Annotated in this window: 20 protein-coding genes; 10 read left to right on the top strand and 10 right to left on the bottom strand. The window is 59.7% G+C overall.

Features of this window, described 5'->3' with window-relative positions:
- Positions 1-1,083: a sensor histidine kinase gene (locus E5J99_RS10360; RefSeq protein ID WP_135497657.1), complete on the bottom strand. Its 1,083-nt coding sequence runs from the start codon at positions 1,081-1,083 to the stop codon at positions 1-3.
- Between the two features lie 720 nt (positions 1,084-1,803).
- A complete protein-coding gene (locus E5J99_RS21255) occupies positions 1,804-2,163 on the bottom strand; it encodes a hypothetical protein (protein ID WP_167852070.1) in 360 nt (119 codons plus the stop codon).
- A 16-nt stretch (positions 2,164-2,179) separates the two neighbouring features.
- Here E5J99_RS21255 and E5J99_RS21250 point away from each other — a divergent pair, with 16 nt between their 5' ends.
- The 3 genes from E5J99_RS21250 to E5J99_RS10345 all read left to right on the top strand — a co-directional run bounded on the left by E5J99_RS21250 (position 2,180) and on the right by E5J99_RS10345 (position 5,526).
- Positions 2,180-2,455: a hypothetical protein gene (locus E5J99_RS21250; protein WP_167852069.1), complete on the top strand. Its 276-nt coding sequence runs from the start codon at positions 2,180-2,182 to the stop codon at positions 2,453-2,455.
- Between the two features lie 114 nt (positions 2,456-2,569).
- Positions 2,570-3,301 carry an SDR family oxidoreductase gene (locus E5J99_RS10350; protein ID WP_135497655.1) on the top strand — a complete coding sequence of 244 codons (732 nt, stop codon included), beginning with the start codon at positions 2,570-2,572 and terminating at the stop codon, positions 3,299-3,301.
- A gap of 236 nt (positions 3,302-3,537) precedes the next feature.
- Positions 3,538-5,526 (top strand): DUF4394 domain-containing protein, encoded by a 1,989-nt coding sequence (locus tag E5J99_RS10345; protein WP_135497654.1) that lies wholly within the window; start codon positions 3,538-3,540, stop codon positions 5,524-5,526.
- A 192-nt stretch (positions 5,527-5,718) separates the two neighbouring features.
- Here E5J99_RS10345 and E5J99_RS10340 read toward each other — a convergent pair whose 3' ends face one another.
- Complete coding sequence (locus E5J99_RS10340; protein ID WP_135497653.1) at positions 5,719-6,432, bottom strand: RDD family protein; 714 nt, start codon at positions 6,430-6,432, stop codon at positions 5,719-5,721.
- A gap of 127 nt (positions 6,433-6,559) precedes the next feature.
- Here E5J99_RS10340 and E5J99_RS10335 point away from each other — a divergent pair, with 127 nt between their 5' ends.
- The 7 genes from E5J99_RS10335 (at position 6,560) to E5J99_RS10305 (ending at position 16,079) form a co-directional block, all read left to right on the top strand.
- Positions 6,560-7,513: a stage II sporulation protein M gene (locus E5J99_RS10335; RefSeq protein ID WP_135497652.1), complete on the top strand. Its 954-nt coding sequence runs from the start codon at positions 6,560-6,562 to the stop codon at positions 7,511-7,513.
- Between the two features lie 23 nt (positions 7,514-7,536).
- A complete protein-coding gene (locus E5J99_RS10330) occupies positions 7,537-8,451 on the top strand; it encodes a hypothetical protein (RefSeq protein WP_135497651.1) in 915 nt (304 codons plus the stop codon).
- 138 nt (positions 8,452-8,589) lie between these two features.
- Positions 8,590-9,300: a DUF4129 domain-containing protein gene (locus tag E5J99_RS10325; RefSeq protein ID WP_167852068.1), complete on the top strand. Its 711-nt coding sequence runs from the start codon at positions 8,590-8,592 to the stop codon at positions 9,298-9,300.
- Between the two features lie 18 nt (positions 9,301-9,318).
- Positions 9,319-10,740, top strand: coding sequence for a DUF4350 domain-containing protein (locus E5J99_RS10320; RefSeq protein ID WP_135497649.1), 1,422 nt, complete (start codon positions 9,319-9,321; stop codon positions 10,738-10,740).
- A gap of 162 nt (positions 10,741-10,902) precedes the next feature.
- Positions 10,903-11,946: an AAA family ATPase gene (locus tag E5J99_RS10315; RefSeq protein ID WP_135497648.1), complete on the top strand. Its 1,044-nt coding sequence runs from the start codon at positions 10,903-10,905 to the stop codon at positions 11,944-11,946.
- A gap of 84 nt (positions 11,947-12,030) precedes the next feature.
- Complete coding sequence (locus tag E5J99_RS10310; protein ID WP_245318870.1) at positions 12,031-13,380, top strand: DUF58 domain-containing protein; 1,350 nt, start codon at positions 12,031-12,033, stop codon at positions 13,378-13,380.
- 647 nt (positions 13,381-14,027) lie between these two features.
- A complete protein-coding gene (locus tag E5J99_RS10305) occupies positions 14,028-16,079 on the top strand; it encodes a family 20 glycosylhydrolase (RefSeq protein WP_167852067.1) in 2,052 nt (683 codons plus the stop codon).
- 8 nt (positions 16,080-16,087) lie between these two features.
- Here E5J99_RS10305 and E5J99_RS10300 read toward each other — a convergent pair whose 3' ends face one another.
- The 7 genes from E5J99_RS10300 to E5J99_RS10270 form a co-directional block, all read right to left on the bottom strand.
- Complete coding sequence (locus E5J99_RS10300; RefSeq protein WP_135497646.1) at positions 16,088-19,609, bottom strand: hypothetical protein; 3,522 nt, start codon at positions 19,607-19,609, stop codon at positions 16,088-16,090.
- A gap of 97 nt (positions 19,610-19,706) precedes the next feature.
- Positions 19,707-21,488, bottom strand: a complete 1,782-nt coding sequence (locus E5J99_RS10295; RefSeq protein ID WP_135497645.1) for a sensor histidine kinase — start codon at positions 21,486-21,488, stop codon at positions 19,707-19,709.
- Positions 21,433-23,439 (bottom strand): hypothetical protein, encoded by a 2,007-nt coding sequence (locus E5J99_RS10290; protein ID WP_135497644.1) that lies wholly within the window; start codon positions 23,437-23,439, stop codon positions 21,433-21,435. Before E5J99_RS10290 ends, E5J99_RS10295 begins: the two co-directional genes overlap by 56 nt.
- A 124-nt stretch (positions 23,440-23,563) precedes the next feature.
- Positions 23,564-23,833 carry a DUF983 domain-containing protein gene (locus E5J99_RS10285; protein ID WP_135497643.1) on the bottom strand — a complete coding sequence of 90 codons (270 nt, stop codon included), beginning with the start codon at positions 23,831-23,833 and terminating at the stop codon, positions 23,564-23,566.
- Positions 23,834-23,943: 110 nt separating this feature from the next.
- Positions 23,944-24,189 carry a hypothetical protein gene (locus E5J99_RS10280; protein ID WP_135497642.1) on the bottom strand — a complete coding sequence of 82 codons (246 nt, stop codon included), beginning with the start codon at positions 24,187-24,189 and terminating at the stop codon, positions 23,944-23,946.
- A 40-nt stretch (positions 24,190-24,229) separates the two neighbouring features.
- Positions 24,230-24,784, bottom strand: coding sequence for a DUF420 domain-containing protein (locus E5J99_RS10275; RefSeq protein ID WP_135497641.1), 555 nt, complete (start codon positions 24,782-24,784; stop codon positions 24,230-24,232).
- Positions 24,759-25,421, bottom strand: a complete 663-nt coding sequence (locus tag E5J99_RS10270) for an SCO family protein (protein WP_135497640.1) — start codon at positions 25,419-25,421, stop codon at positions 24,759-24,761. Before E5J99_RS10270 ends, E5J99_RS10275 begins: the two co-directional genes overlap by 26 nt.
- Between the last annotated feature and the right edge of the window lie 2 nt (positions 25,422-25,423).

Below are 25,423 nucleotides of genomic sequence, written 5' to 3'. Positions count from 1 at the left end.
CTAGTAAGGTACAACAATTATAAAGCGCGTGCCCTCAGCCACCCGGCTGTGGACCGAAATATGCCCGCCCATGCTCTCGACGTGGGTTTTGGTCAGGTACAGACCCAGTCCGCGCCCGGGGCGGTGCGGATGAAACCGCTTGTAGAGTCTGAACACGTCGTCGCCCGCCTGCTGCTGGTCAAAGCCCGAGCCATTGTCGGCGACTGTAATCCGTGTTTCCTTCCCTTCCCCGCCCGTGGCCGTCACGCTGACTTCCAGGGGCCGCTCGTCGGCGCGGTACTTGAGGGCATTGGAGAGCAGGTTGAAAAAGATGCTGTAGAGGTAGGCCCGGTTGGCCCGCAGCGAGAGGTCGGCGGGAATAGCTACCCGCACGGTGCCCCCGCACTGGGCCACCACTTCCTGCAGGTTCTGCACCACCTGCTGCACCACTTCGGCCAGGGGCACGGCCTCGGCTTCGGCCAGGTTTTTCTGGTCCCGAATGGCCAGAATGGTGTTCATGTCGCGCAGCACCAAGTCGAGCTGGTGCAGGCTAGCCTGCAGGTGGGTGCGCGTTTCTTCAAAGTAAGGGGAGTCCGGCTCTTCGGTGCCCAGCAGGTCGACCAGGCCCAGGGCGGTGGCCAGCGGGGCGCGCAGGTTGTGCGACACGATGTAGGTAAATTGCTGCAGGTCCTGGTTTTGGGTCACTATTTCCTGCTGCGCCAGCATTTTTTCGGTGATGTCGCGGGCAATCATATGGACCCCGACCACGGCGCCGTTTTCCCAGAGCGGGATTTTCACTACGTCCCAGTGCCGGGGCGCAGATTTGCCCTGGGCGGCGAACATATCGAAGCGCACCGTTTTGCCGGCGAAGGCTTCTTCCAGCTTTTGCCGGAACAGGGCGTGCACCTCCGGCGGCAAAAAATCGTCGTAGCAGTGGTCCACCACCCGGCCCCTGGGTTCGGCGACTAGGGCGAGAAAGGCCGGGTTGGCGTCCAGGATGATGGCCTTTTCATTCTGGTAGAGAATCAGCTCGGGGGTGTTGTCGAACAGGGACCGGAACCGGACCTCACTCGTGGCAATGGGCGGGCTTGCTTTCGGGGGCATGGCAAAGCAGGGGTAGGAGTGGGTCAGGCGGACCACCCGCTACCCTTCCCGAGAGCGTACGGGCCAGCGGAGGTTGGGGGCGAAAAACGCCCTTATTTTTCAGGGGCCTTTTCCCGATAAGGGCATAGCGGTGTAGAGACACGACCATTCGCGTCTCGTCGGCCGCGCCGGCACAACGATTGTCGTTCAACGACAAGACGCAAGGATGCATCTTTACTATTCTTGCCAAGCTACAGCCCGTCGTCTCACCGCTTCCTGGCTTTTGGACCGGTACGCCCACGTTGGGCTCCAGGCCTACGACCTGGCGCACTATCTGGGCGTGAATGCCGGTCAGCTCAGCCGCCTGGGGTCGGGGCAGCGCGCAACTGGCGCGACCGGCGCAAGGACCTCTACACGCTGAGTTGGACAGTGAAGAAGGCCGAGCGCGACGAGGCGCTGCTGGCCCAGGGCGGGGAGCGCCTGCCCAACGTAAGCCGGCGCAAGGCCATTGCGGCGGGGTAGGCCCCGCAGTATTGTCTGTACCAAAACGACTCTGTCCCGGACGGGACAGAGTCGTTTTTATTTTTTCATCAGCCTGAAGGCTCCAAAATATTAGGCGCTGTGCTATTTTTAGCCCTTAGAAGAAATGAGTCTCTATAGTTTTATCAAGCTTACCGTATGCGCGTTGCTTCCCTTCTGGCTATTGCCTTATTCCTGTGCTCAACCGACTTGTTGGCGCAATCAAAAGTAAACAAGCTCAGTACCACCTATAGCAGCTTGGAGCAGGGCGCTACCGACGACGCTGGTAAAAGAGTAGGCAAGTGGAGCTTTTACGCCGATAAGGAATCCAAACTGCTGGAGCTGAAGTTTGATTACGACTCTAGTCGGATTGACTTTATCAAAGAAGATACAACCCGTTATCTGGTCCGGGTGGGCGAGGAATGGCTTCTCAAGCGGCTGGCGCGGCCCCCGCACATCCTGGGTAGCGGCCCCCGGCGCTTGAGCAACATCGCTAACTCCATCCAATGGCCACAAAGCTTTTTGCAGCAGCAAAAGGAGGGCACGATGCTGATTGGCTTCATTGTTGGGGCCGATGGGCACGCGCGAAATTACACACTTGAAAAAAAGCATCAGCTCCGATTGCGACCAGGAAGTGCTGCGCGTCTTGCAAAAGCAGCCGAACCTCTGGGTGCCCGCCATTTATCGGGGCAGGCCTACAGATGCCCAGTTTTATCAACTGGTAAAACTCCGCTTTATAGAAGGCTCCGATTATCTATATCAGCTAAAGCAAAAGGACAAGCATACCTGGCAAGACGGCACGCAGGCTACTTCCCCCCAGCCCCACTACGTGCAGGAAGTAACGCTAACACTCGTTGATTCCCACGGCCGCTGAACCCACGGCATGCCGGGCGGTTTCCCAATAGAACCTGTTTTTTCTTAAACTACGCCACTACTAGCTCATTGCCGGTATCAGGTTTCACACTGTCCCTGCTTTTCCTTTTTCCTTATGAAATCGATTCTCATCACTGGTGCCAACCGCGGCCTGGGCCTCGAGCTGACCCGCCAGTACCTGGAGCGCGGCGACCAGGTGTTTGCCGCCACCCGCCAGCCCGATGGTGCCACCGAGCTACAGGCCCTCGGCCAGGCGCATACCGGCCAGCTGGTCGTGCTGCCCCTCGACGTGACCGACGCCGGTTCGCTGACGGCCGCTTACCAGCAGGTAGCCGCCGCCACCGACCACCTCGACATTCTGATCAACAACGCCGGCATCCTGCCCGGCCACCCCGGCTCGGGCATCGAGGAAGACTCGCAAACGCAGAAGCTGGGCCAGCTGCGCTACGAAGACGCGATGCGGGTATTCGGCACCAACGCCGTGGGGCCGCTGCTGGTGGCGCAGCAGTTTCTGCCGCTGCTGAAAGCCGGGCACAAGAGCCGGGTCGTGAGCCTGTCGTCGGGGCTGGGCTCGCTGGAGCTGAAGGCCTCCGGTAGCCACTACCACTACAGCGCCAGCAAAGCAGCCATGAACATGTACATGCGCACGCTGGCCGCCGAGGCCGGGCACTCCGGCATCATCTCCATCATGGTCGACCCCGGCTGGATGCGGACCGATATGGGCGGCACCGGGGCCGCGCTGCCCGCCGCCGATTCGGCGCGCGGCATCATCCGCCTCACCGACCAGCTGCACGCCGAAGAGAACGGCAGCTTCGTGACCTGGCAGGGCAAGCCGGTAGCCTGGTAAGCAGGCATCCACACCTTGCAAACAGCAAAAGCGGCTCATTAAGCCGCTTTTGCTGTTTGTAGAAACGGGTAAAACAGACGTGGCGGGAGTTGCGGTCCGGTGTAGCGGCAAAACTGACAGGTTAAAAACCCGCTACTCCAAACCAAAGTTGGCTGTGTCATCGTAGGAGTAAAGCACAAAACGGTCGCTGGCTGCAGCTGGCGCTCATTTCTGTTTAAACTCCATCTATTCGTATCATGAAAAAGACAGCTACTACTCGATTTCCGGCTTTCGGCAAAGCCATGCTGGGCTTAGCGGCCCTCACGCTCACGGCCGGCGCGGCCTCGGCCCAGACGGTGTATGGCCTCGCCTCGGTGGCCGGCAACACGGCTTCTTCGCTGGTTACCTTCAGCGCTACCGCCCCCGGCACCTTCACGGCCACGCTGCCCATTACGGGTCTGGGAGCCGGCCAGACGCTGGTTGGACTCGACTCGCGGCCTAACACCGGGCAGCTGTTCGCGCTGGGCTACAACCCCACCGGCACCCAGGCGCAACTCTACACGCTCAATACCACCACCGGTGCCCTGACGACCGTAGGGGCCGCACTCACCCTGAACCTTGGGGCTACCACCAACCGGATTGGCTTCGACTTCAATCCCACCGTGGACCGCATCCGGGTGACGGGCAACAACAACAGCAACTTCCGGCTCAACCCGAACAACGGCGCGCTGGCCTTTATCGATGGCAACTTGTCGTATGCCACCACGGATGCCAACGCGGGCCAAACGCCCGGTGTCGGATCGGTAGCCTACGCCAACTCCTTCATTGGAGCCACCGCCACGGTACTCTACGACATCGACGAGGCCGCCAGCCGCTACACCACCCAGGACCCACCGAACAATGGCACGCTCAACAGCCGGAACCAGCTGACGGTCAGCACTGCCACGGCCCTGGCTACTGATCTGGACATCTACTTCAACCCCACGACCCGGCTCAACAACGCGTACCTGACCATTGCCAGCGGCACCACTGTTGCTCCCACCACGCAGCTCTACACCCTGGACTTTATCACGGGCGCTAATATGACGGCCGTGGGCGTTATCGGCCCGGTGGGCACATTGGTATCTGATATTGCCTTTGCCATCGACCGGCCCACTACGCTGCCGGCCATTACCGGGCAACTGGTATATGCATTGGCCGGCACCAATATGCTTACGTTCGACTCGGCCCAGCCCGGTCTGATTCGTACGTCGGTGGGCATTACGGGCGTCGATGCCACCCAAACCCTGGTGGGCCTGGACGTGCGGCCCCTCAACAACGCACTTTATGCGCTGGGGTATAATTCGGCTACGCAAACCGGCCAGCTCTATACCATCAACGCGGCGACGGGCGTGGCCACGCCGACCAGCGCGGGTATTGCGCTGGCGCTGGGCACCGGCAGCATCGGCTTCGACTTCAACCCTACTGTAGACCGGATTCGGGTGGTAGGCGCTAACCGTACTAACTACCGCCTCAACCCCGTAACCGGCGTTCTGGCGTTTACCGACGGCCAGCTGGCGTATGCTTCCGGCACCAATACTCCTACCATCGGAGCCGTGGCCTATACCAACAGCTTCACGGGGGCCAACGCTACCAGCGGCACCACGCTCTATGCCTACGATGAGGTGCTGAACCTGCTGAACACTCAAAGCACCGCCAACCCGCCCATGGACGGCCAGCTAACGACCGTAGGCAGCTCCGGCATTACGGCCAACGTTAGCCCGGCCAACGTGGATATGGATATCTACAGCACGGGCGTTGGCGTTAACTCGGCGTACTTGGTAGCTACTACCGGCACTTCCGCCAACAGCACTTTCTACACCCTGAACCTGACTTCGGGCGTAGCTACGGCAGTAGGCCCTATCGGCAACGGCGGTACCATCCGCGACATAGCCGTGGCGGGCGCAGCCGGCGTAACGACGGGCACCCAGGACCGGGCCGACCTGGCCACGGGCCTAAGCCTCTACCCCAACCCGATGGCGGGCGAGGCACAGTTGGCCTTCACCCTGCCCCGCGCCAGCCAGGTTACGCTGGTAGTGACGGATGCACTGGGCCGGCAGGTTGAAACCCTGAATGCTGGTACGCTGGCAGCCGGCGCGCAGCTGGTGCGCTGGAATAGCGCCGCGCAGCGCCAAGGCCTGTACTTCTTCACCCTGCTCCTCGATGGCACACCCGCTGGCACTCGCCGGGGCGTTCTGCTGAAATAAACACTGAAGCACGAGGCTTTTCAGCCTTAGCACTTACCTTCAAAAAGGCCCCTTACGCTGGCAAGGGGCCTTTTTCGTTTGGAATATATTCCTGAAGCGGTAGTCACTTGCCCGGCGGCCAGTAGCGGCCTGCTGCGACCAGCGCAGACTACAAAGCAAGGGGCCGGGAGCCGCAGCCTGGCGAAACTACCATCAAGCCGTGGTGGCTATGTGGGCGTGGTCGCGCAGAATCGTGCGCAGAAAGGCTTCGTCGTGCAGGTCGGTACGAATACCAGTCAGTCCTTTTATTTTGGTGGCGACTTCGTTGAGCAGCAGATAATTTTGCTGCTGCAGGCCCCGGTCCAGCAACTGGCGCACCAGGGCCACATCGTGGTCGGTGAGCTGGGCGGCCTGCGGGAACACAACCACGTAGCCGGGAGCTGGGGCCGGCGGAGCCAGCGGAGAGGCCGCGGCACGACGCGGCCGCAGACTCACTACGCTGGTGCCGGCTGCCAGGTCGCCGAGCCGCTGCCCGCGCCCGTTCAGCAGGATGGTAATGAGAGCCAGCGCACCGGAAGTGGACAAAATATCGATTGGCCGCAGGATCCATCGCAGCAGGTAGTCGCCGAGGCCCGGGCGCGTGCCATCGAGGCGCACCACCTTGCTGTGCAGCGCTTTTTTGCCCAGGCTTTGCCCGTTAAAGAAAACTTCGCAAGCCAAATGATAAAAGAGGGTGGGCAGAAATACCAGGAACATCCCGACGCTGCCAAGGTCCAGGTTCAGTGCCGCCGTTACGAATACCCACCCCATAAACCACGCAAAGTACAGCGCGTAGTCGATCAGGGCGGCTCCGATACGGTCGCTTATACTGGCCACTTCGTATTCCAGCGTAACATTCTGGGTGGTCTGAATGCGGATTGTGCTCATGAAATAAATGCCGTGGAGGGGCGAGGCTGCTACCAGCTCGCGCAAGGTATTTGACTATATTTGACCACCTGCCGTGCGGCCGGCAGCATTATCTTTAGTTCTGGTGCCGCTTCAGGCGGTTTTTTTTATGCGTGAAGCGGTATTTCTGCGGCAGAATGAGGCCAAATGGCAGCGCTACGAAACCCAGCCGACTACCAATCCCGATGAGCTGGCCACTCGCTTCGTCGAGCTGACCGACGACCTGGCCTACGCCCAGACCTTCTATCCCGACTCGCCTACCACTCACTACCTTAACGCGCTGACCGGCAAGCTACACCAGGCGCTGTATAAAAACAAAAAGGAGGCCTCCGGCCGATTCCGGCGTTTCTGGCAGCTGGAGCTGCCGCTGGTCGTGGCGCGGCACCACCGCACGCTGGCGACGGCGGCGCTCATCTTTCTGGTCTTTACCGCCATCGGTGCCCTCTCTGCCGCCTACGACGAAACCTTCGTGCGCGTGGTGCTCGGCGACGACTACGTGAACCGGACCCTGGAAAATATTGAGCGCGGCGACCCGATGGCCGTGTACAAGAGTGCGAGCGAGACGCCGATGTTCCTCTACATCACGTTCAATAACATCCGCGTGGCTTTAGTCACCTTTGCGATGGGCGTCACGCTGGCCCTGGGCACGGTGTACATGCTGTTTCGAAACGGGGTGATGCTGGGCTCGTTCCAGTATTTCTTCTACCAGAAAGGCGTCCTGCTACCCTCACTGCTCACCATCTGGATTCACGGTACCCTGGAAATTTCGGCCATTGTGCTGGCAGGTGGCGCGGGCCTGGTAATGGGGCGCGGCCTGCTGTTTCCGGGCACCTACTCCCGCGCCGATGCCTTTCGGCAAGCCGCCCGCGACGGGTTGAAGCTGGCGCTGGGCTTGGTGCCTATTTTCGTGGTAGCGGGCTTTCTCGAAGGCTTCGTTACGCGCCACACCGAAATGCCACTGCTGCTGAGCCTGCTGATTATCGGGAGCTCTGCGGCATTCATCATCTGGTATTTCATCGTCTATCCGCGGCAAGTTGCCAGGCGGTTTCCTCAGTCCTTATAACCAATTGCCTTTTACGATTTCCTATGCACCCCACATTTACCCAGGAAGCTGATTTTCGCCAGGAGCGGGACTTTGGCCAGAAATTCAGTGCCACGTTCGAGTTTATTCGGGGCCATTGGCGGCCGCTGGGCAAAGCCATGCTGTATCTGGTGCTGCCAGCGGTATTGGTGCAGTCGGTGCTGCAGGGCATATTGCAGTATACGATACAAAATACTGCTAATCAGCAGATTGCTTCAGCTGGCACGCTTAACACCTCGTTGGCAAACGTTTTTGAAAACCCGCTGTATTTTCCGACTACTCTGCTAAATCTCGGCGTAACCACCCTGTTCATCCTGACCGTGTACGGCTACCTGCTGCAGCGCCTGCGCAAAGCCGACCCATCCGAACCTGTAACCGTGGCGGAAGTGTGGGCCGTAGTGCAGCAGTATTTTTTCCGCTCCGGTTTGGCCCTGCTGGGGCTGGCCGTTATTGTCATGGCTGGTTTGGTAGTATTGGTCATACCCGGCATCTACCTTAGTATTGCGCTGACGCTGTTTTTTATTGTGCAGCTACTGGAAGGCACCGGCTTCACGACCACCGTGCGGCGGTGCCTGCACCTGATTAAGGGCAAGTGGTGGTCTACCTTCGGGCTGATGATAGTTATGTCCCTGATTATATGGGCGATGCTAATTCCGGCCGGTATGCTGATGACTGCCGTGGGCATGAACGCCGAGTCGCCCGAAGCCCTCACGCTGCCCCTGGTGCTTCTGACAATATTCGGTGGCCTGCTACGCTTGGTCATGACGCCGCTATTTTTGGTAGTCCTGGCTTTCCAGTACTTCAATCTGGTGGAGCGCAAGGAGGGCCGGGGCTTGCACCAGCTCGTCGACCGTATCGGGCAGGCTCCGGTGGCCGCCGCCAACCAGCAGTATCGGGCCGACGAGGAGGGCGAATACTAAGCCTGCGGCCTGCCTCCATTTTTCAGAATCTTACGCTCCGTTTGTCTTTTGCTGTTGCGCCTGCTGCTCACCCTTCGGCTTTTTTCCGCTTTCCGCTTTTTGGGGCTGGCAGCTATAATGTGCTGCAGCCTACCCGGAGTGGGCCAGCGCCTGGAGGCTTCACGGTCGGCGAAGCCGGCCACTAGTCTGTACCCGCTACCCACCGACCGCAACGCCTCCGTGGTGCTGCGTGCTCCCGCCCCAAGTAGGCTGCGCGAGCTTCGGCAACAGCGCGAGTTTCGCTATGTGGAAGTAAGAAGCGAGCAGAGCGCCTGGGACTTGTTCTGGACTCAGGTGGGGCGCTGGATTAGTGACGTGTTGGCCACCAAAGCCGGAAAAGTGGTCTGGACCTATGGCATCTATGCCTTACTGGTCGTAGCGCTGGTGTTTGTGGTGCTAAAGCTGCTTCAGGTAGATCTGACCGGGGCCTTTGGCCGCGCGCCGCGCCGCAACCCGCTACTCTATGATACGGCCACGGAAGATATTCACGCCCTGGATTTTGATACGCTCATAGCCGAAGCCGAAACTACTGGCAATTACCGGTTGGCGGTGCGCCTGGGTTACCTGCTGGTTCTCAAGCAGCTCTCCGACCACACCCTTATCGAGTGGCAGCCCGAGAAGACCAACCACGACTTTCTGCGCGAGCTTAAGGCCAGTAGTCTGCGGGCGGCTTTTCGGGAGCTTACCCAGCAGTTCGAATACGTATGGTACGGCGAGCAGGAAGATCTTTCGGCGGCGCACTATGCCATACCCCACAACGCCCGCCTGAATTTTCAACGCCAGCTCGCCACCATCCGCCACGCGGCTTAGCCTTCATCCATCTCAATCATGACGACGTTTCGTTGGTATTTGCTGGGGCTGGCTATATTGTTTAGCGCGTATGTGGCCGTAGAATACTACCGGCCCAAGCCCCTGAACTGGCAACCCACCTTTCAGAACAAAGACAAAATCCCCTACGGCACCTATGTGCTCTACCACGTGCTACCCGAGGTGCTGCACGTAGCGCCCCGTGACGTGCGGCCCATCCGGCTGCCCATCTACAACCAACTGGAGGGCGAAGATGAAAACGCCCCGGTAGCGGAAAAACAGGTGTATCTGGAACAGGAAGAGTCGGTAGTAGATGCCGATACGGTGACTCAGGCGGCAGACGACCCGGCGGGGGCAGACGAAACTTTCGCGGAAACCTCTGGCAAGCCTGATTCCGCCCAGGTGGCCACCACTGACTCGGACTACGAAGCTGGTCTGGCCGAATCTGACTATCCGAAGGCTACTTACCTGTTCGTCAATGATGGCTTTGTGGTAAGCCGGGAAGATACCCGCGCCTTGCTACGCCATGCGGCCCGCGGCAACAGTATTTTTGTTGCCGCAGAGCAGTTCGATGCGGCGCTTGCTGATACGCTGGGCTTTAGCACCGCGCCCTTTGTGGGCACGCCGCGCCTCACTACTCCTACCTCAGAGCTCCTGCGCACCGATTCCGTACAGATCTTTCTGAGCAACGCGAACTTGATGCGGGCGGCGGGCCGCAGCTTCCGGCTGCCTACGTTGGGAGCCGCCTACCGCATTCTGCCTGACAGTGGCATGCAGGCCACCCAATTGGCCGCCGACGCTCAGGGACGGGCCGTGCTGGTGCGGGTTCCGTACGGCCGGGGCTTTGTGTATCTGTGCTCGGTGCCGCTGGCATTTACCAACTACTTCGTGCTGCGGCCTGCCACCAGCAATTTTGCCTTCGCGGCTCTTTCTTACTTGCCCGTGGGTCAGCCAGTGTGGTGGGATGAATACCAGAAGCAGGGTCGCCAGGGCGAACAGTCGCTGCTGCGGGTGCTGCTAGCGCACGATGCGTTGCGTTGGGCACTGTGTCTGAGCCTGCTCGGGACGGTATTATTTGTCCTGTTTGAAGCCAAGCGGCGGCAGCGCATTATTCCCGTGCTGCGGCCCCTACCCAACACCACGCTGCTGTTCACGCGCACCGTAGCGGGTTTGTACCGGCAGAGCAGCAACCACGCGCTGATTGCCGAGAAGAAAATCAGCCTGTTTCTGGAGTTTCTGCGCACCCGCTTCTACGAGCCCAGCCTGGATTTGAACGAGGCCGAAGACCGCGCCCGACTGGCTCAGAAAATCGGCCTCCCGCTTCCGCAAGTCGACCTGCTGGTGCGGCGTATCAATCTGATTCGCACGGCTCCGCAGGTTTCCGATACCGATTTACTACTGCTGAGTACGTTACTCAATGACTTTCGAAAAGCAGCTTCCTGAAACTTGCACTATACCTGATAGTATAACTGTACCACTTTATAACTATTCCGATGCAGCCAATAGTAAGCCCTAAACTCATTTTTTAGACAAATATACCCCAAACCTAATTAGATTATACCATTCCTTTCTCTTACGGCTACTAGCCGTTTTGCTGTACTCAAAATGGAAAATCCTGCCCAATCTCCTTCTTCTGCTTCCGGAGAAATTGTAACTGATCCTGCCACCGGCGCTATTGCTCCGTCCTTTGCCCCCCGCACCGACTTAAGCGGCTTAAGTCGCTGTGCGGAAGCAATTCGGCAGGAGCTGGCGAAGGTAATCGTGGGGCAGCATGCGCTGGCCGAACTGCTGCTGACGGCCATTCTGGCCGATGGCCACGTGCTGCTGGAGGGCGTGCCCGGCGTGGCCAAAACGCTGACGGCCAAACTGCTGGCCCGCACGCTGGCTGTGCCGTTCAGCCGGCTGCAGTTCACCCCCGATCTGATGCCGTCGGATGTGCTGGGCACTTCGGTGTTTTTGCCCAACAAAGCTGAATTCGAATTCCGCCCCGGCCCTATTTTCGCCAGCATCGTGCTGATTGATGAGATAAACCGGGCCCCGGCCAAAACCCAGTCGGCGCTGTTTGAGGTGATGGAGGAGCGACAGATGACCCAGGACGGCACGCGCTACGCCATGGCCGACCCTTTCGTAGTCCTGGCCACCCAAAACCCCATTGAGCAGGAAGGCACTTACCGCCTGCCCGAAGCCCAACTCGACCGGTTCCTGTTCAAGCTAACCGTAGGCTACCCTACGATGGAGGAAGAAGTAGCCATTCTGCAAGGACACCACGCCGGATTTGGCGGCACACCCCTCGAAAAAGTGCAGGCCGTGCTGACGGCCGACGACCTGCGTGAGCTGCGCCAGCAAGTGCAGCGCCAGCACGTAGAGCCGAAACTGCTGGAATATATTGCCCAGCTTGTGGGCCAGACACGCGCCCACAAGAGCCTCTACCTGGGTGCTTCGCCCCGGGCTTCGCTGGCGTTGCTCAATGGTGCTAAAGCCTTGGCCGCCCTGCGGGGCCGCGACTTCGTGACGCCGGAAGACGTGCAGTACCTGGCGCCTCATGTGTTGCGGCACCGCATTCTGCTCACGCCGGAGCGCGAGATGGAAGGCCATACCGCCGACGACGTTGTGAAGCAGATTATTCAGCAGATAGAAGTACCGCGCTAATCCACGCGCGTTGGGCTGACGTTGGCTCAGCGCAAGATTCCGCTGTGCTCACCGGTGTACCACCGCTCTTTCCCTGCGTCTATTTTGGCTTCCCTGTTTCTTACCCAGCGCTTCTTTCTGTTGCTCACGGCCGTGGCCGTAGGGTTGGTAGTGGCTTTTTTTCTGCCGGCCCTGCTGGCTCCGCTGCAGCTGGGGGTGGGGTTGCTGGCCGCCCTGACGCTGCTAGACATTCTGCTGCTGTACGCGCCCGTGCGCGGCGGTGCGGGCGGGGTTTTCGGCCGGCGCGTGGTGGGCAGCAAGCTCGCCAATGGCAGCGACAATGAGGTGGCTATTTACCTGGAAAATCACTACCGCTTTCCCATCAGCACTGAGACTATCGATGAAATTCCGGCGCAGTTTCAGCGCCGCGACGTGCTGTTCAAAGCGGCGCTGCCGGCGGGCCAAACCACTGTTATCCGCTACCAGCTACGGCCCGTCAAGCGCGGAGAATACCAGTTTGGAGCCCTGCATGTGTTTGTGTGCTCACCGCTACGGCTGGTGCGACGGCGCTTCCGCCACGGCCAGGATCAGGTGGTGCCGGTGTACCCGTCGTTTCTGCAAATGCGCCAGTACGAGCTGCTGGCCATCAGCAACCGGCTGACGGAAGTTGGGGTGAAGCGTATTCGGCGGGTGGGCCACAGCATGGAGTTTGAGCAGATTCGCCCCTACGTAGCCGGCGACGACCCGCGCACCATCAACTGGAAAGCCTCGGCCCGCCGCGCCGGCACCGGCACCGATACGCTGGTTGTGAACCACTACCAGGACGAGCGCGCCCAGCAGGTGTATTGCCTCATCGATAAGGGCCGGGGAATGCGGATGCCGTTCGAGGGGCTGAGCTTGCTGGATTATGCCATCAATGCCACACTCGTCGTCAGTAATATTGCCTTGCTTAAGCACGACAAAGCGGGGCTCATCACGTTTGCCGACCGCCTGAGCGCCGTGGTACCGGCCGAGCGGCGGGCGGGCCACATGCAGAAGATTCTGGAGGTGCTCTACAAGCAGCGCACGAAGTATCTGGAAACTGATTTTGAGCTGCTTTACGCCAACGTCAAAACCAAAATCAAGCAGCGTAGCCTGCTGATTCTGTTTACCAACTTCGAAACCCTGAACGGCATGCAGCGCCAGCTGCCCTACCTGCGCCGCTTGGCCAAAGACCACTTGCTGCTGGTCGTGTTCTTCGAAAATACCGAATTGCAGCACTACCTCGACCAGCCCGCCGCCACCACCGAGGAAGTATACAACCAGACCATTGCGGAGAAATTTGCTCAGGAGAAGTGCCAGATCGTGCGGGAGCTGCAACGCTACGGAATTCACAGCCTACTCACGCCCCCGCAGCAGCTTACAGCCAATACCATCAACCGCTACCTGGAATTTAAAGCGCGCGGCCTGATTTAGAGCGTGTTTGAGATTTTGCTTTTCGAGGCTGTTTAGAAAGAAAAATAGAACGTCATGTCGACCGACGGGAGACATCTCGCGTGCCATGGCAGATGATTCCTGTGGCAACGTTAGCACGCGAGATGTCTCCTCTCTGCTTGATGCGCAGGATAGTCGACATGACGTCTTGGCGTGTTTCGAGCGACTTTCTAAACCGCTTCTTCGTGTCCTGCTCATCTGGCGTCCGCGTAGCGCAGCGCGGTCGAAGCATCTCTACCGCACTGGTAAACTCAATTGCCACTGCAGTAGTGATGCTTCGGCAAGCGGACGCCAAATCAAGCATGACAGAATCGGTGTTTTTGAGAAACCACAAACACGTTTTCAGCCCGGCGTACTCAGCAGTTGGCCTTTTGCAAGCCCGGTCTTCCCTTGAAGTCACCCCAGGAAAGGCAGCTGCGCGCCGCTACCAGCTTCGACTAGGCGGCCGCCCTGTGCGACAGAACCCGGAAATTAACAGCTCAACTACGCTCTCAGGTAAAGCCTCAAGAGCGGTACTACTTGGTTTTGGTGCGTTCGGGCCCGGTCGTTGCTTACCTTTAGCTTCCCTCCTGCTTCGTTAGCCTATGTTGGTCCACACCTGTTTGTCGCGGTTTTTCTTTGCGTTGCTTATGCTCGTTGCCAGTAGCCAGCTGTCGTCGGCTCAGGCGCTGGTCACCGATACGCGCGGGTTGCTGCCGGTACCCTCGATGGCGCAGTGGGGCAGCAGCCGTTTCGCGCTGAAAGGCCAGTGGCGGGTGCAACTACAAGGGCCGAAGGCTGATTCGGTGCTGCGGCCTACCCTAACCCAGTTTGGCACCTGGCTCGGGCAGCAAACCGCCGATAAACGCCTTGTCACTACGTTTGTCGGTTCGGGCGCTGCCGACCTGACCATTACCTATGGCCGCTTGGGGAAGCTGGCCGGGCTGGGCGATGAGGAAATGTATAGCCTGCGCGTAACGCCGATGGGCATTGCGCTGGCGGCCAATACGCACCTGGGCATTCTGCGCGGCCTGGCCACGCTCCGCCAGCTGCTGCTGCTGGAGAAAAAAGCCTACGCTTTTGCCGAAGTCGACATTGCCGACTCGCCCCGCTTCGCCTGGCGCGGACTGCTTATCGACGTGGCCCGGCACTTTATGCCCGTATCGGTCATCAAGCGCAACCTCGATGCCATGGCAGCCGTGAAGCTCAACGTGCTGCACTGGCACCTTTCCGACGACCAGGGCTTTCGGGTGGAAAGCAAAGTGCTGCCGCGCTTGCACCAGGTGGGCGGCCAGTTCTATACCCAGGCCCAGGTGCGTGACGTCATCGACTACGCGGCGGCGCGCGGCATTCGGGTGCTACCGGAGTTCGACATGCCCGGCCACACCACCAGCTGGCTGGCCGCTTATCCGCAGCTGGCCTCCAACGACTCGACCTACGGCATTCCGCAAACCTGGCGCACGCTCAACATTGCCCTCGACCCCACCCGGGAAACCACGTATCAGCTGATTGACACGCTGCTGGGAGAAATGACGGCCTTGTTTCCCGACCCCTACTTCCACATCGGCGGCGACGAAAACGACGGCCGCCAGTGGCGGCGCAGTCCCCGTATTATGGCGTGGTCCAAGGAAAACGGGTTTCTCAAACCCAACGGACAGCTCGACAAGCACGGGCTCCAAACCCACTTCAACCGCCGTGTGTTGCAGCTGCTGGTTAAGTACCAGAAGAAGATGGTGGGCTGGGACGAGATTCTGGGGCCTGGCCTGCCCGAAGATGCTGTTATCCAAAGTTGGCGCGGGCGCAAAGGCCTGTACGACGCGGCCAAGCAAGGTCACCCGTCCCTGCTCTCCAATGGCTACTACCTGGACCTGAACTACAGTGCCGCCAGCCACTACCTCAACGACCCCGTGCCAGCCGACGCCCCCCTGACGGACCGCCAAAAAGCCCTCGTGCTGGGCGGGGAAGCCACAATGTGGGCCGAATTTGCCGACAGCGTCATCATCGACAGCCGCATTTGGCCCCGGGCAGCGGCGGTAGCCGAGCGGCTCTGGTCGGCGGCAGCCGTGCGCGACGTGCCCGACATGTACCGTCGACTGGCAGTGGTAGCTACGGAGCTGGAAACACTGGGCTTACAGCACCGGCGGGCGCCCGAGCAGCTACTAACGCAGCTGGCCGGCGCACGCGACGCCACGGCGCTGCGCACCCTGGCGGGGGTAGTAGAACCCGTAAAAGAATACAAGCGCCATTTCCAGGGCTTCACCTACACGCCCCAAACGCCGCTGAATCGCCTGGTCGATGCCGCGCCGGCCGAGTCGGAAGCAGCGCGCCAGTTTGGGGTAGCGGTAGAGGGCTTGACGCAATATCTGCAGTTGGCCCCGGCGGCGGAGCGGTTCAAAGGGGCAAGCTCCCGGGCGCTGCTCACGTTTCTGAACGCGCAGCTTCGCACCTGGGAAACCAACGACCAACGCCTGCAGCCGCTCCTGCTCCAGGGGTCCAGCCTGTGGGAATACGCCGGGCTTTCCACCCACCTACGGCTGCTCTCGGCGCTGGGCCTGGAACGCCTACTGCTGCTGGAAAAAGGTCAGACTCCTGCCCCCGCCTGGCAGGCCGCCGCGCTCAAGCAGCTGGACGCCGCCAAAGCACCCGCCGGACAAGCCGAGCTGGCCGTAATTCCGGCCATGCGCAAGCTGCTGACGCTGTAGAATAGCGGTTAGAATAGCACCGAAACCTGCATTCGGCCGGTATGAATAGCCGACAGACCATTGGGCTTGCGGCCATCGTAGGCCACCATCACGTTCAGGCCGTTGCTGAGGCGCTGCTCCAGGTTCAGATTCCAGGTGAAGTTGCTGCCGGGACGCAGGGCGTTGAGAATTTCCAGCGCTACCAACGACGTCTGGTCGTCGTCGAAGCCAACGCGCACGTAGCGGGCCGTGCCGCTCACGGTACGCTTCCCAACCTGGCTAACGCGAGTTTCGAGGCCTATTTCGTCGAATGTGCCGCGAATATCACTCTCGGGGCCAGCCGTATTCTGCTTGTTGATGCGCTGGTACGTGCCCGTGAAGCGGAGCGTGCTGTTGGGCTGGTAACTGATTTCGGGGGCCACTTCGTAAATCAACAGCCGGAAATTGCGCGTCGGTGAGTAGTCCGAAATACTTTCCCGAATGCTGCGCGTGGTCGTCAGACGGCCGGTGAACGTCTGGGCCAGCGTGCGCCGCACCAGCACCGACTGGCTGGCGAGGTTGCGGATGTCGAAGCCCTGGGTGAGCAGCACTTTCTGCTGCGTTTGCTGGACCGTAAACTCGGCTCCAAAAATAGGATTGGAGCGGTTGAAATACAGCGTATTGCGCAGCAGCTTGTTCAGGGAGAGCAGCAGCGTGTCGGCGGTCTGGAAGGCGAAGGGATTGAGCCGGGAGCTCAGGTCTTTGTCGATCGTGCGTCGGTCGAGGGTGACGCTGCTGACGGTGGAAAACCGGGCCAGCAGGCTGCGCAGGCCCGTTTGGTCACGCCACTGGCGTGGCGCGCTCGTCGTGAGCCGGTAGCTGAAGCGGTTGGTGAAGGCCACGATGTAGTCGTCGGTGGGCAAAAACACCTTGATGTAGGTGCGAAACTGCGCGTCGGGCGTTTGGGCCTCAAAGAACTCGTCTTTCTGCTGCCGGCCGTCCCCGTTGGTGTCCTGGTAGTAGTGCGTGCCCTGCCCCTGGCCGGCCGCGACCGGCAAAAACGAGAAGTCGCGCTTCAGCTCCCGGCCCGTAGCCACGCTATAGCCCATTTCGGAGCGCAGCACGTTCTGCAGAAACGACGCGTTCCAGTCAATTTTGCCCAGCACGGTGCTCTGGCGGGCACTGTCGCGGGCCGATAGGTCGCGGTAAGTAGCCAGCAGATTAAGGTCCTGATTTTTGCCAATGCGGCTGGCCAGCGTGCCCTGCCAGGTCTGGGCCTGCCCCCGGGTGCGCAGCTCATTGAGCAGCGGCGTCTGGTCGCGGCGGTAGGTGTAGTCGAAGCGGAAGCGGGTTTTGGCGCTGTCCTGGCTTTGCACGAACACGTTATGCTCGTCGAAATAATTAGCCGAGCTCAGCGAGTCGCCGCCGGGCAGGGCCACGCGGTTCTTGTCGAATCGGTACGCGTAGCCCGGAATGATGGTACCGCGGGCATAGCGGGCCGTAGCTTCGCCGCGCGCCCACTGCGAGCGGAACCGGCCCGCGTCGGTGAAGAGCAGAAATAAGCCCGTACGCAGCTCCACATCCCCGATTTTCTGGGCCACATCCAGCCAGTTCTGAATCCCGTTCACCTCCCCGGCCCGGTAGCGCCGCGTCACGCGGTAGTTGATGACGTTGTTGAGGTCCTTTATGGCTCCTACCGAGAAGTTGAGCACGTTGTCTTCCCGGGCCACCCGGCGCGTGGCGTTGCCCTGCACCGTGCTGGTCGTGCTCCAGTTGCGGTCAAACTCAATGTCGCGGTACCGGTCGATGGGCGCAAAGCGGTGGCTGGTATACTCGTAGTCCAGGGCGCTGCGAAACTTGTAGGCTTTGAGAACCGGCAGCACCAGCACTTTATCCTGCACCGCGTAGCCTACGCGCACGGCCTGGCCTTTATCGGTAGTGGGCGAAAATCGGTTGAGGTCCAGCTCCGTGGAAGCCACGTCCACGAAAACGGTGGTAGTCGAGTCGAGCCGGTAGCTGACCCCCACCGAAATCATCTGCTTCTCCAAGGGCGTGGGCAAGAGCCGCTCATCGAGGTAGCGGCCTCTGCCCGGGCCCACGTATTCGTACACGCGGCCGTTGGCATTGGTGAAGCGGGCACTTAGGTTGTAGCTGCCCAGGCCCGCGCCTTTATCGGTGAAGCGCACCGTGTACACGCCCCGGGTTGAGTCGGGCGGGTAGGTAAAGACGACCGTGGGTTGCTGGGTTACGGGGTCCAGGCTGACGATACGATTGTACTGCACCTGCCGCCGGTCGTACTGCACCGAGTCGGCGCCGGGCGTGCTCACTTGGCTCACATTCTCACTCACGTTTTGCAGAATCGTCCGCTCGTTGTCCTTCAGGCTGAGGTTGGGCGAGTTGTCGGGGTTGTCGGCTTCGCGGTAGTAGTTGGCGTGCACGCTCAGCTTGCCCAGCTCCTGGTAGTGGCTCAGCTGGTAGAGCGAGCGGGCGTAGTTGAAATCGGAATACTCAAAATCAATCTTGATGCGCGAATTACGGGTAATCAGGTGCTGGGGCGAAAACGTCACTTCCGCTTGGTTGTAGTCGATAACGTAGTCGAAGTCGAAGCCGCGCGTCATCAGCCGGCCATCGAGGTACACCCGCTCGGAGTTGGCCAGCACAATGATGAACTGCTCGCCGTTGGGCCCCCGCAGCCGATAGGGGCCCTGCACGTTCTCGATGGGCGCAATGTCGATGGAGGCAAACTTGCCTTTGGCCACGCCCGCCGCTGCGGCCGTGTTGCTTCGGCGGCCGGGTTTTGCCCCCAGATTAGCCTCAACGGCCGCGCCCTGCACGTTTTTGTAGAAGCGCAGGAAATAATCGGGCTTGTTGCGCAGCACCACGTCGCCGGCCGTCAGGTTCCAGCGCGGATGCGTGAGAGTTATATAGAGCCGGTCGAATTCCTGGAGCTGCTGGGTGTTGCCTTCGGGCTGAAACGGCACGCTCTGGTCGGAAATAGCGGCCGTCAGCGTGATATCATCCGTGAGCTTGCCGTCGAGCTGCAGGTTGAGCGAAGAGTTGACAAACACGTTCTGGGTGTTGCCAAAGGAGACGCCCCGCGAAAGATTGCCGGTTTTGCTGATGCCGGGCGTATTAAGAATCTGCTCTTTCACGGCAAAGTCGTCGTAGCCGAACGGCCGCCGCCCGAAGCTCACGCTGTCCATCAGGCCGCGCGGCCGCCGGAAGCGCGGAGCTGTAAGTCGCAGCGGCAGCACCCGGTAGCATACCAGCACCGAATCGGCTAGGGCAGCAGCTGAATCAGCCACCGGGGCCGGCCGCACAAGCTGGTAGCGGTCGGTGCGCGGGTCGTAGGCCACCGACCGGCCCAGCACGCTCACCGACGAGGGCACGATGGTCACCGAATCGGTGAGGGCAAAGCGGGTGGTATCGCGGCCCGGCGTGAGGCGCACCCACCGGCAGCGCCGCGACGAAGGGACCTCGCGCTGCTGTTGGGCCCGGACCACGCACGGCCCCAACAGCCCCAGCAGCAGCAGGCAAATGCGCAGGATGTTAAGCGTATTGCTGCTGATCATTCGGGCAAAAACAGAGAGTAGTCGACGGGCGGCGGCTTGGCTCCACAACGCATACTGTGGGTTCTTTCGTGCCTGAAGCTGCTGCCGACACAAAAGTCTAGGCTGGAGCCAGCGGCAGTTCTATGCAGAACATGGTGCCGACACTCTCCTGCGTTTCAAACCAGATTTTGCCGCCGGCGCTTTCGATGCCGCGCCGCGCCACGGCCAGCCCGATACCCGAGCCCGATTCTTTGGTCGTAAAGTTGGGCACAAACACTTTGTCGCGCACGTTTTCCGGGATGCCCGCGCCGTTGTCCTGAATACAGACCCGCACCCGGTCGTCGCCATACGCCTCCAGGCGGGCCGTAATCAGCGGCTTGCGGCTTTCCGGCACCGCCTGCAGCGCGTTGATGAGCAAGTTATTGAACGTGCGAACCAGCAGATTTTCGTCGGCAAAGACCTGGTACTGCTCTGCTTCGGCGGCGGCAGGCAGGGCCAGCTGAATGCTACCGCCCCGGGCCCCACCTTGGTGCAGCCCCACGCACCGGCGCAAAATGGAGGCCACGTCCAGCCGCTCGGGGCGCATGGCGGGCAGGTTGGTGAAGTTGCTGAACGAGGTGGCAATGTCGCTCAGCACGTCGACCTGCGTAATCAGGGTCTGGGAAATTCGGCTGATAAGCTCCTCCGTGTTGGGGCGGTTTTCGGCTATGGCTTTCTGCAGAAACTGCAACGAGAGCTTCATCGGCGTCAGCGGATTCTTTATTTCGTGGGCCACCTGCCGGGCCATTTCGCGCCAGGCGGCTTCTTTTTCCTGGGTGGCCAATTCCTGCTTGCTTTCCTCCAGCTTCAGCAGCATGGCATTGTACTCGCGCACCAGCAGCCCTATTTCATCCGACGACTCGTAGGCCAGCATCTCATTCTGGCCCGTGAGCGTGGTGTGCTTCAACTTCTCGGTCAGCACCTTTAACGGCGACGTCAGCAGCCGCGACGCAATGAAAGTCAGGATCAAAAAAAGGATAAACATCACCGTGAAGATGTTCAGAATGGTCGATATCAGCTCGATAAGCTTGTTGTCCAGCTCTTTTTCCGAGTCGAAAAAGGGAATACCCACGTAGCCCACCACCACGCTGGCGCGCTCCGGCCCCATGGTCGTGCGCAGGGGCAGGTAGAGGGAGTTGAACGACAGGGAGCCGGCCCGTTCCGTCAGCAACACCCGGGGCTGGGCCTGCTCAGCCAGGGCGGCGGCAGCTTGCGGGTTCATCAGCGGCCCCAGCAGGCCCGACTCGAAAATAAGCGGCTGGCTGCTCACCAGCAGCTGGCCCTGCGCGTTATACAGGTTCAGGTCGGTTTCAGTAAGACTCGATACGTTTTCGGCCAGATCGATAAGGGCGGTGCGGCTCGCCGAATCGGCCAGTACGGCCCGGTTTTTCAGCAGGTTTGCCTGCACAGCCTCGCCCCGCCGCTCGTAGGTGCGCAGCAGGTCGCGCTTGTAAAAGTTGGTCACCTGGCTGGCGGTGGCAATACTGACCACAATGAGCGGTACCAGAATACCGAAGTTGAGGAACAGTTGAATCTTGGTGCTGAAATTGGTGCGAAAGGCTTCGAAATAGCGCCCCCGCGCCAGCATGTAGATACCAATGGCCAGAAGCCAGAAAAAGGTGTGTAGCAGAAACAGAAACGAGAAGTTCGCCAGCCAGTCGGTGAAGGAGTAGGTAGCCGTCGTAACCACCGCCGTCCGGTTTTGTGGCCCGCGCACAGCCAGGTGGTGAAAGCCATTCACGGACAGGCCGGTGCTGTACAGCCGCGGGTCCTGCAGCTGCTGCAGCGAGAGTTGATTTCCGTAGTCAAAATCTCCTTCGTTGTACACCAGCCGGCCGTGCTCGAAACCAGCGTAGCTCAACTCGGGGCCCCAGGCTGGGCTGGAAAAACTTCTGGTCGACCAGCAGCTCCGGCACTACGCTGTAGGCCGTGAGCTTTTTCAACGACAGCTCCAGCAGCACCGTACTCACGCCCCCGCGCGGGCTGGGCACGGCCACGAAGGCCACGTAGCGCCGCGTACTGAACGAGCTAGGGTTGCGAATCAGGTAGACGTTGGGCTGGTCGGTGGGCAGGGCCGTGCGCAGCAGCTGGCGGCGCAACGGGGCTAGTGTAGATGTGGCTTTTGCCTCCTGAATGGGCTTACCCGTCGGATCAAACAGCGTTACGAGCACTTCGTACTTATCGAAATAGTCGCGCAGATAGTACTTCACGATCTTCTGCCGCACCACATCCTGATTGGAGAAAGGGCTGGCCAGCATCGACCGAATCAAGGGGTCGGCGGCCATTTCGCGGGTGCGCTCCGCCAGCAGGTACTCGCCCTGCAGATCGTTGTCGACCAGCAGATTACCCGCTATTTTTTGCTTGGTCAATACCAGCTGGCGGTCAAAATGCTCGTACAGGGCCAAGGCTCCTACGGCCGAGCTAATGCCGAGCATCAGGAAAATAAAAAGGTAGATCTGGTAGGGCATGATGGCAGCAATCTGCTTCAGCCCCGTAATGCGCACTACCAAAAAGAAGAGCAGCGTCAGCCCTAGCAACACCGCATGTGATTCGCCCAGCACGACCCCGGTAGGCAAAAAAACCAGGGTTGATGCGGCCAGCAGGAATACCCCCGCCTGCTTGGTCGAGGGCCGCCCGATGGTAATGAACAGCTGGGAAAGAATATAGAACCCGACCAAGTAGCTGCCCGTGTGCAGCACGATGGCCAAGCACAGGAGCAGCTTAAACCCGGAAATCTGGATATTCTGGGTGATGTCCAGAACGAGCTGCGAGTTATTGAAGCTATTGGAGTAAAACTGAAATAGCAGCTCCAGCATCCCCAGGAAAGCAAAAACGGCTATGACTCCAATAGCCGTCCGGCCGGCCAGACTCTGAATCTGGCGCACTTGCCGTACTATTCCGTACCGTCGAAACAGCAGCAGCGCATAGTACGCCGTCAGCATCAGCAACAGGGCATTAATCAGCAGGTCGCCCAGGGAAGGCGACAGCCAGGACGCGGCGTACACCCGCGGGTCGAATAAGGGCAGCTCGACCACGGAGAATGGCAGCCCCAGGTAAAGCAGTGCCGCCCGGTACGCCGCCAGCGGCACGACGACGCTAGCCGCGCCCGCCACAATCCGGCCTTCTTCCAACCAGCGCCTGGTCAGCAGCAGCCACCCCAGCACGTACAGCACCGTGCCCAACGCCAGAAAGGCCAGCAGCAGATACTTGCCGGCAATAGGATTGGGCTGCAGACTCTCAACTGAGAAAAGGTATTTGCCTTCCGCCGAACGCAGCCACGGCAGACGGGAGCCCGGCATATTGGCCATAATGCGCACATTCAGCTCCCGAAACAGCGCTTTTTCCGCTCCTTCCCGCAAGTAGCGGTTGCTGATACCGTAGCGTTTTTCCAGCGGCACATACGTCAGCACTACATATGGCCCGGCGGGCTGACTCAGCGCCAGATAGTAGCCAAACTTCATTTCCACGAGCTTCTCGCGGAAGTTCTGGCCGGCATTCTCCGGTTCCGGCCGGGTCGTGTGGTCCGACCAATACAGGAGCTTATCGCCCCGAAACACGAAGCACGGGTAGGTAGTATGGCCCACCAGGGTACCAAAATTCAACTCCCCGCTTTGCAGCTGCCGCGCTACCTCCGCCGCGTCACGCTGCGCAATACGCTCGGCCCCTTCAATTAGATTTTGTAGGCGCACCACATCGGTGTGCACCAGCACATCGGAGCCCCGGGTCCCAAAACGGTTGCTCAGAAACGCGCCCACGAAACACAGGGCAGCGACCAGCAGCAGGACAAATGGGGAAAATCGGAACGATTTCAATAGCAGAATAAACTAGGCCCCGGTAAGGCGGCCGTAATGTGGGGTATGGCCCAAACAAAAATGCCGCCAAACGGCGGCATTTCCTATTTTTAGCCTCTGCCCTAGCCTTGCGTCGGGCTTATCTTCAACGCTCCGGCTGATACCTGATTCCGCCGAAAAAATACAGCATCACGGCCCTGGCATAGCGAAACAGCAAGGGTGTGAGCAGCAGTACCGTCACCGCTACCGTCGTTACGTACACCCAAACCGCCGGATCGTGGGCCAAGTAATACAGCAATACACCTACTATCACCACGATGCCCACGGAAAACCCGTAGCTGATATACATGGCTCCCCAGTAAAAACCCACCTCGGGCTCGTAGTGCTGGCCGCACTCCGAGCAGGTTTCGTACATGTCATCGAATTTGGATAGACTTAGGGCTGAGTACTTAAACAAAGGTCCGCGGTGGCACCGCGGACACTTCAGATTCAGCAGGGCCCATCCCGTGGACGAGGGTTCGGCCACTATTTCTTTTTGTGGCTGTTGCGGTACCAAAAGTACCCCACCGTTCCGATCAGCAGGTACGGAATGGTCATCAGGTACACGATGCCTTTGTTCAGCCCCGAGGTGTCATACGAGTCCTTCTCAGTGCGGGCCGACTCCACCTGCGTTTTACACATGGTGCATTGGGCCTGGGTAGCTAGCGGAGCCAAGCTCAGCAGCACACTCAGAAACAACGCAAACAGTCCGGTTTCTACAGTCTTTCTCATCTCTTTTCTAACCCGTTACGCGCGGAATAGTTTCCGTAGCTCAGGTGTAATACGGAGAAATCATGAAGTACACGATAACACCCGTAACCGATACGTAGAGCCAGACGGGAAAGGTCCAGCGGGCAATGCGCCGGTGCTTGGCAAACTGCTGGGTAAGGGCAAAGTAGAGCGTAAACAGCACCAAGCCTACCGTAATAGCAGCCAGCGCAATGTGGGTCAACAGAATGAAGTAGTATACGCTTCGGATCAGGCCTTCGCCCCCGAACTTGGTGGATTCAACCTGGGAGTGGTAGACCACATACGACACCAGGAACAGGGAACCCAACAAAAATGCGGTGCCCATCATGGCGCGGTGGCGCAGCACCTGCTTCTGACGAATGAAGTAGTAGCCCAGCAGCAGACATACAGCAGTCAGGGAATTCAACACCGCATTCAACGCGGGTAAAAACTTCACCTGCGCACCCGGAATCTGGAAACTGCTGGGGAAGTAGTGCAAAATGGCCACCAGCAGCGGAACTACCGCCGCCAGAACGAGCATGATGATCTTGAGTCTGGCGCTGTTGCCAGGGTCAACGACTGGGTTTGTCGTGGTCATAGTTGTAGAGCAAAACACTGATTTCGGTGATGAGGCGGTTTACCTCGCGCACTTTCGTGCCGTCGTAAATTCCCCGCACCCGCTTCTCTCGGTCCACCAGAAACAGGTTCTGACTTTGTACCAGTCCGGGTGTGGCCCCTGCAGGCGTGGGCAAACGATACTCCTGAGTAGCTAACCGGTAGAGCGCCGTTTTGTCACCGGTCAGGAAGAACCATTTACCGGCAATGGCCCCGTACTGCTCGGCATAGCGCGCCAGCACCGCCACCGAATCGGTGGTGTAGGAAACTAGCCTGACGCGGGACTCTCTGCGGAATTTCTCCTGCACACGCATCAATTGGCTATTCAGAGTCTGACATGCGCCGGAGCACGGAGTGGACAAGAAACTGGTCACATACAGCCCGCCATTCAGATCCTGCTGGCTCACGACCCGCCCCAATTGGGACGGCAAGCGAAAGTCGGCGAGGGTATGAAAAACAGTATCGCGCTGCCACTCCCCGCCTATTTGTGTCGAGTCGACACGTTCGGGCAGGTAAGTCGGCAGCGCGAAACGATTGGTACCGAAGGTTTTGAGAAACAAAAACGCCAGTACCGGCAATAGCAGAATGAGGCCTAGAAACAGGGTTTGCTTGGGCCGCATTG

Source organism: Hymenobacter elongatus, assembly GCF_004745955.1.
In the GTDB taxonomy this organism is placed as follows: Bacteria; Bacteroidota; Bacteroidia; order Cytophagales; family Hymenobacteraceae; genus Hymenobacter; species Hymenobacter elongatus.
The sequence above is the reverse complement of the archived record's forward strand: the minus strand, read 5'-3'. Positions and strand labels throughout refer to the sequence as shown.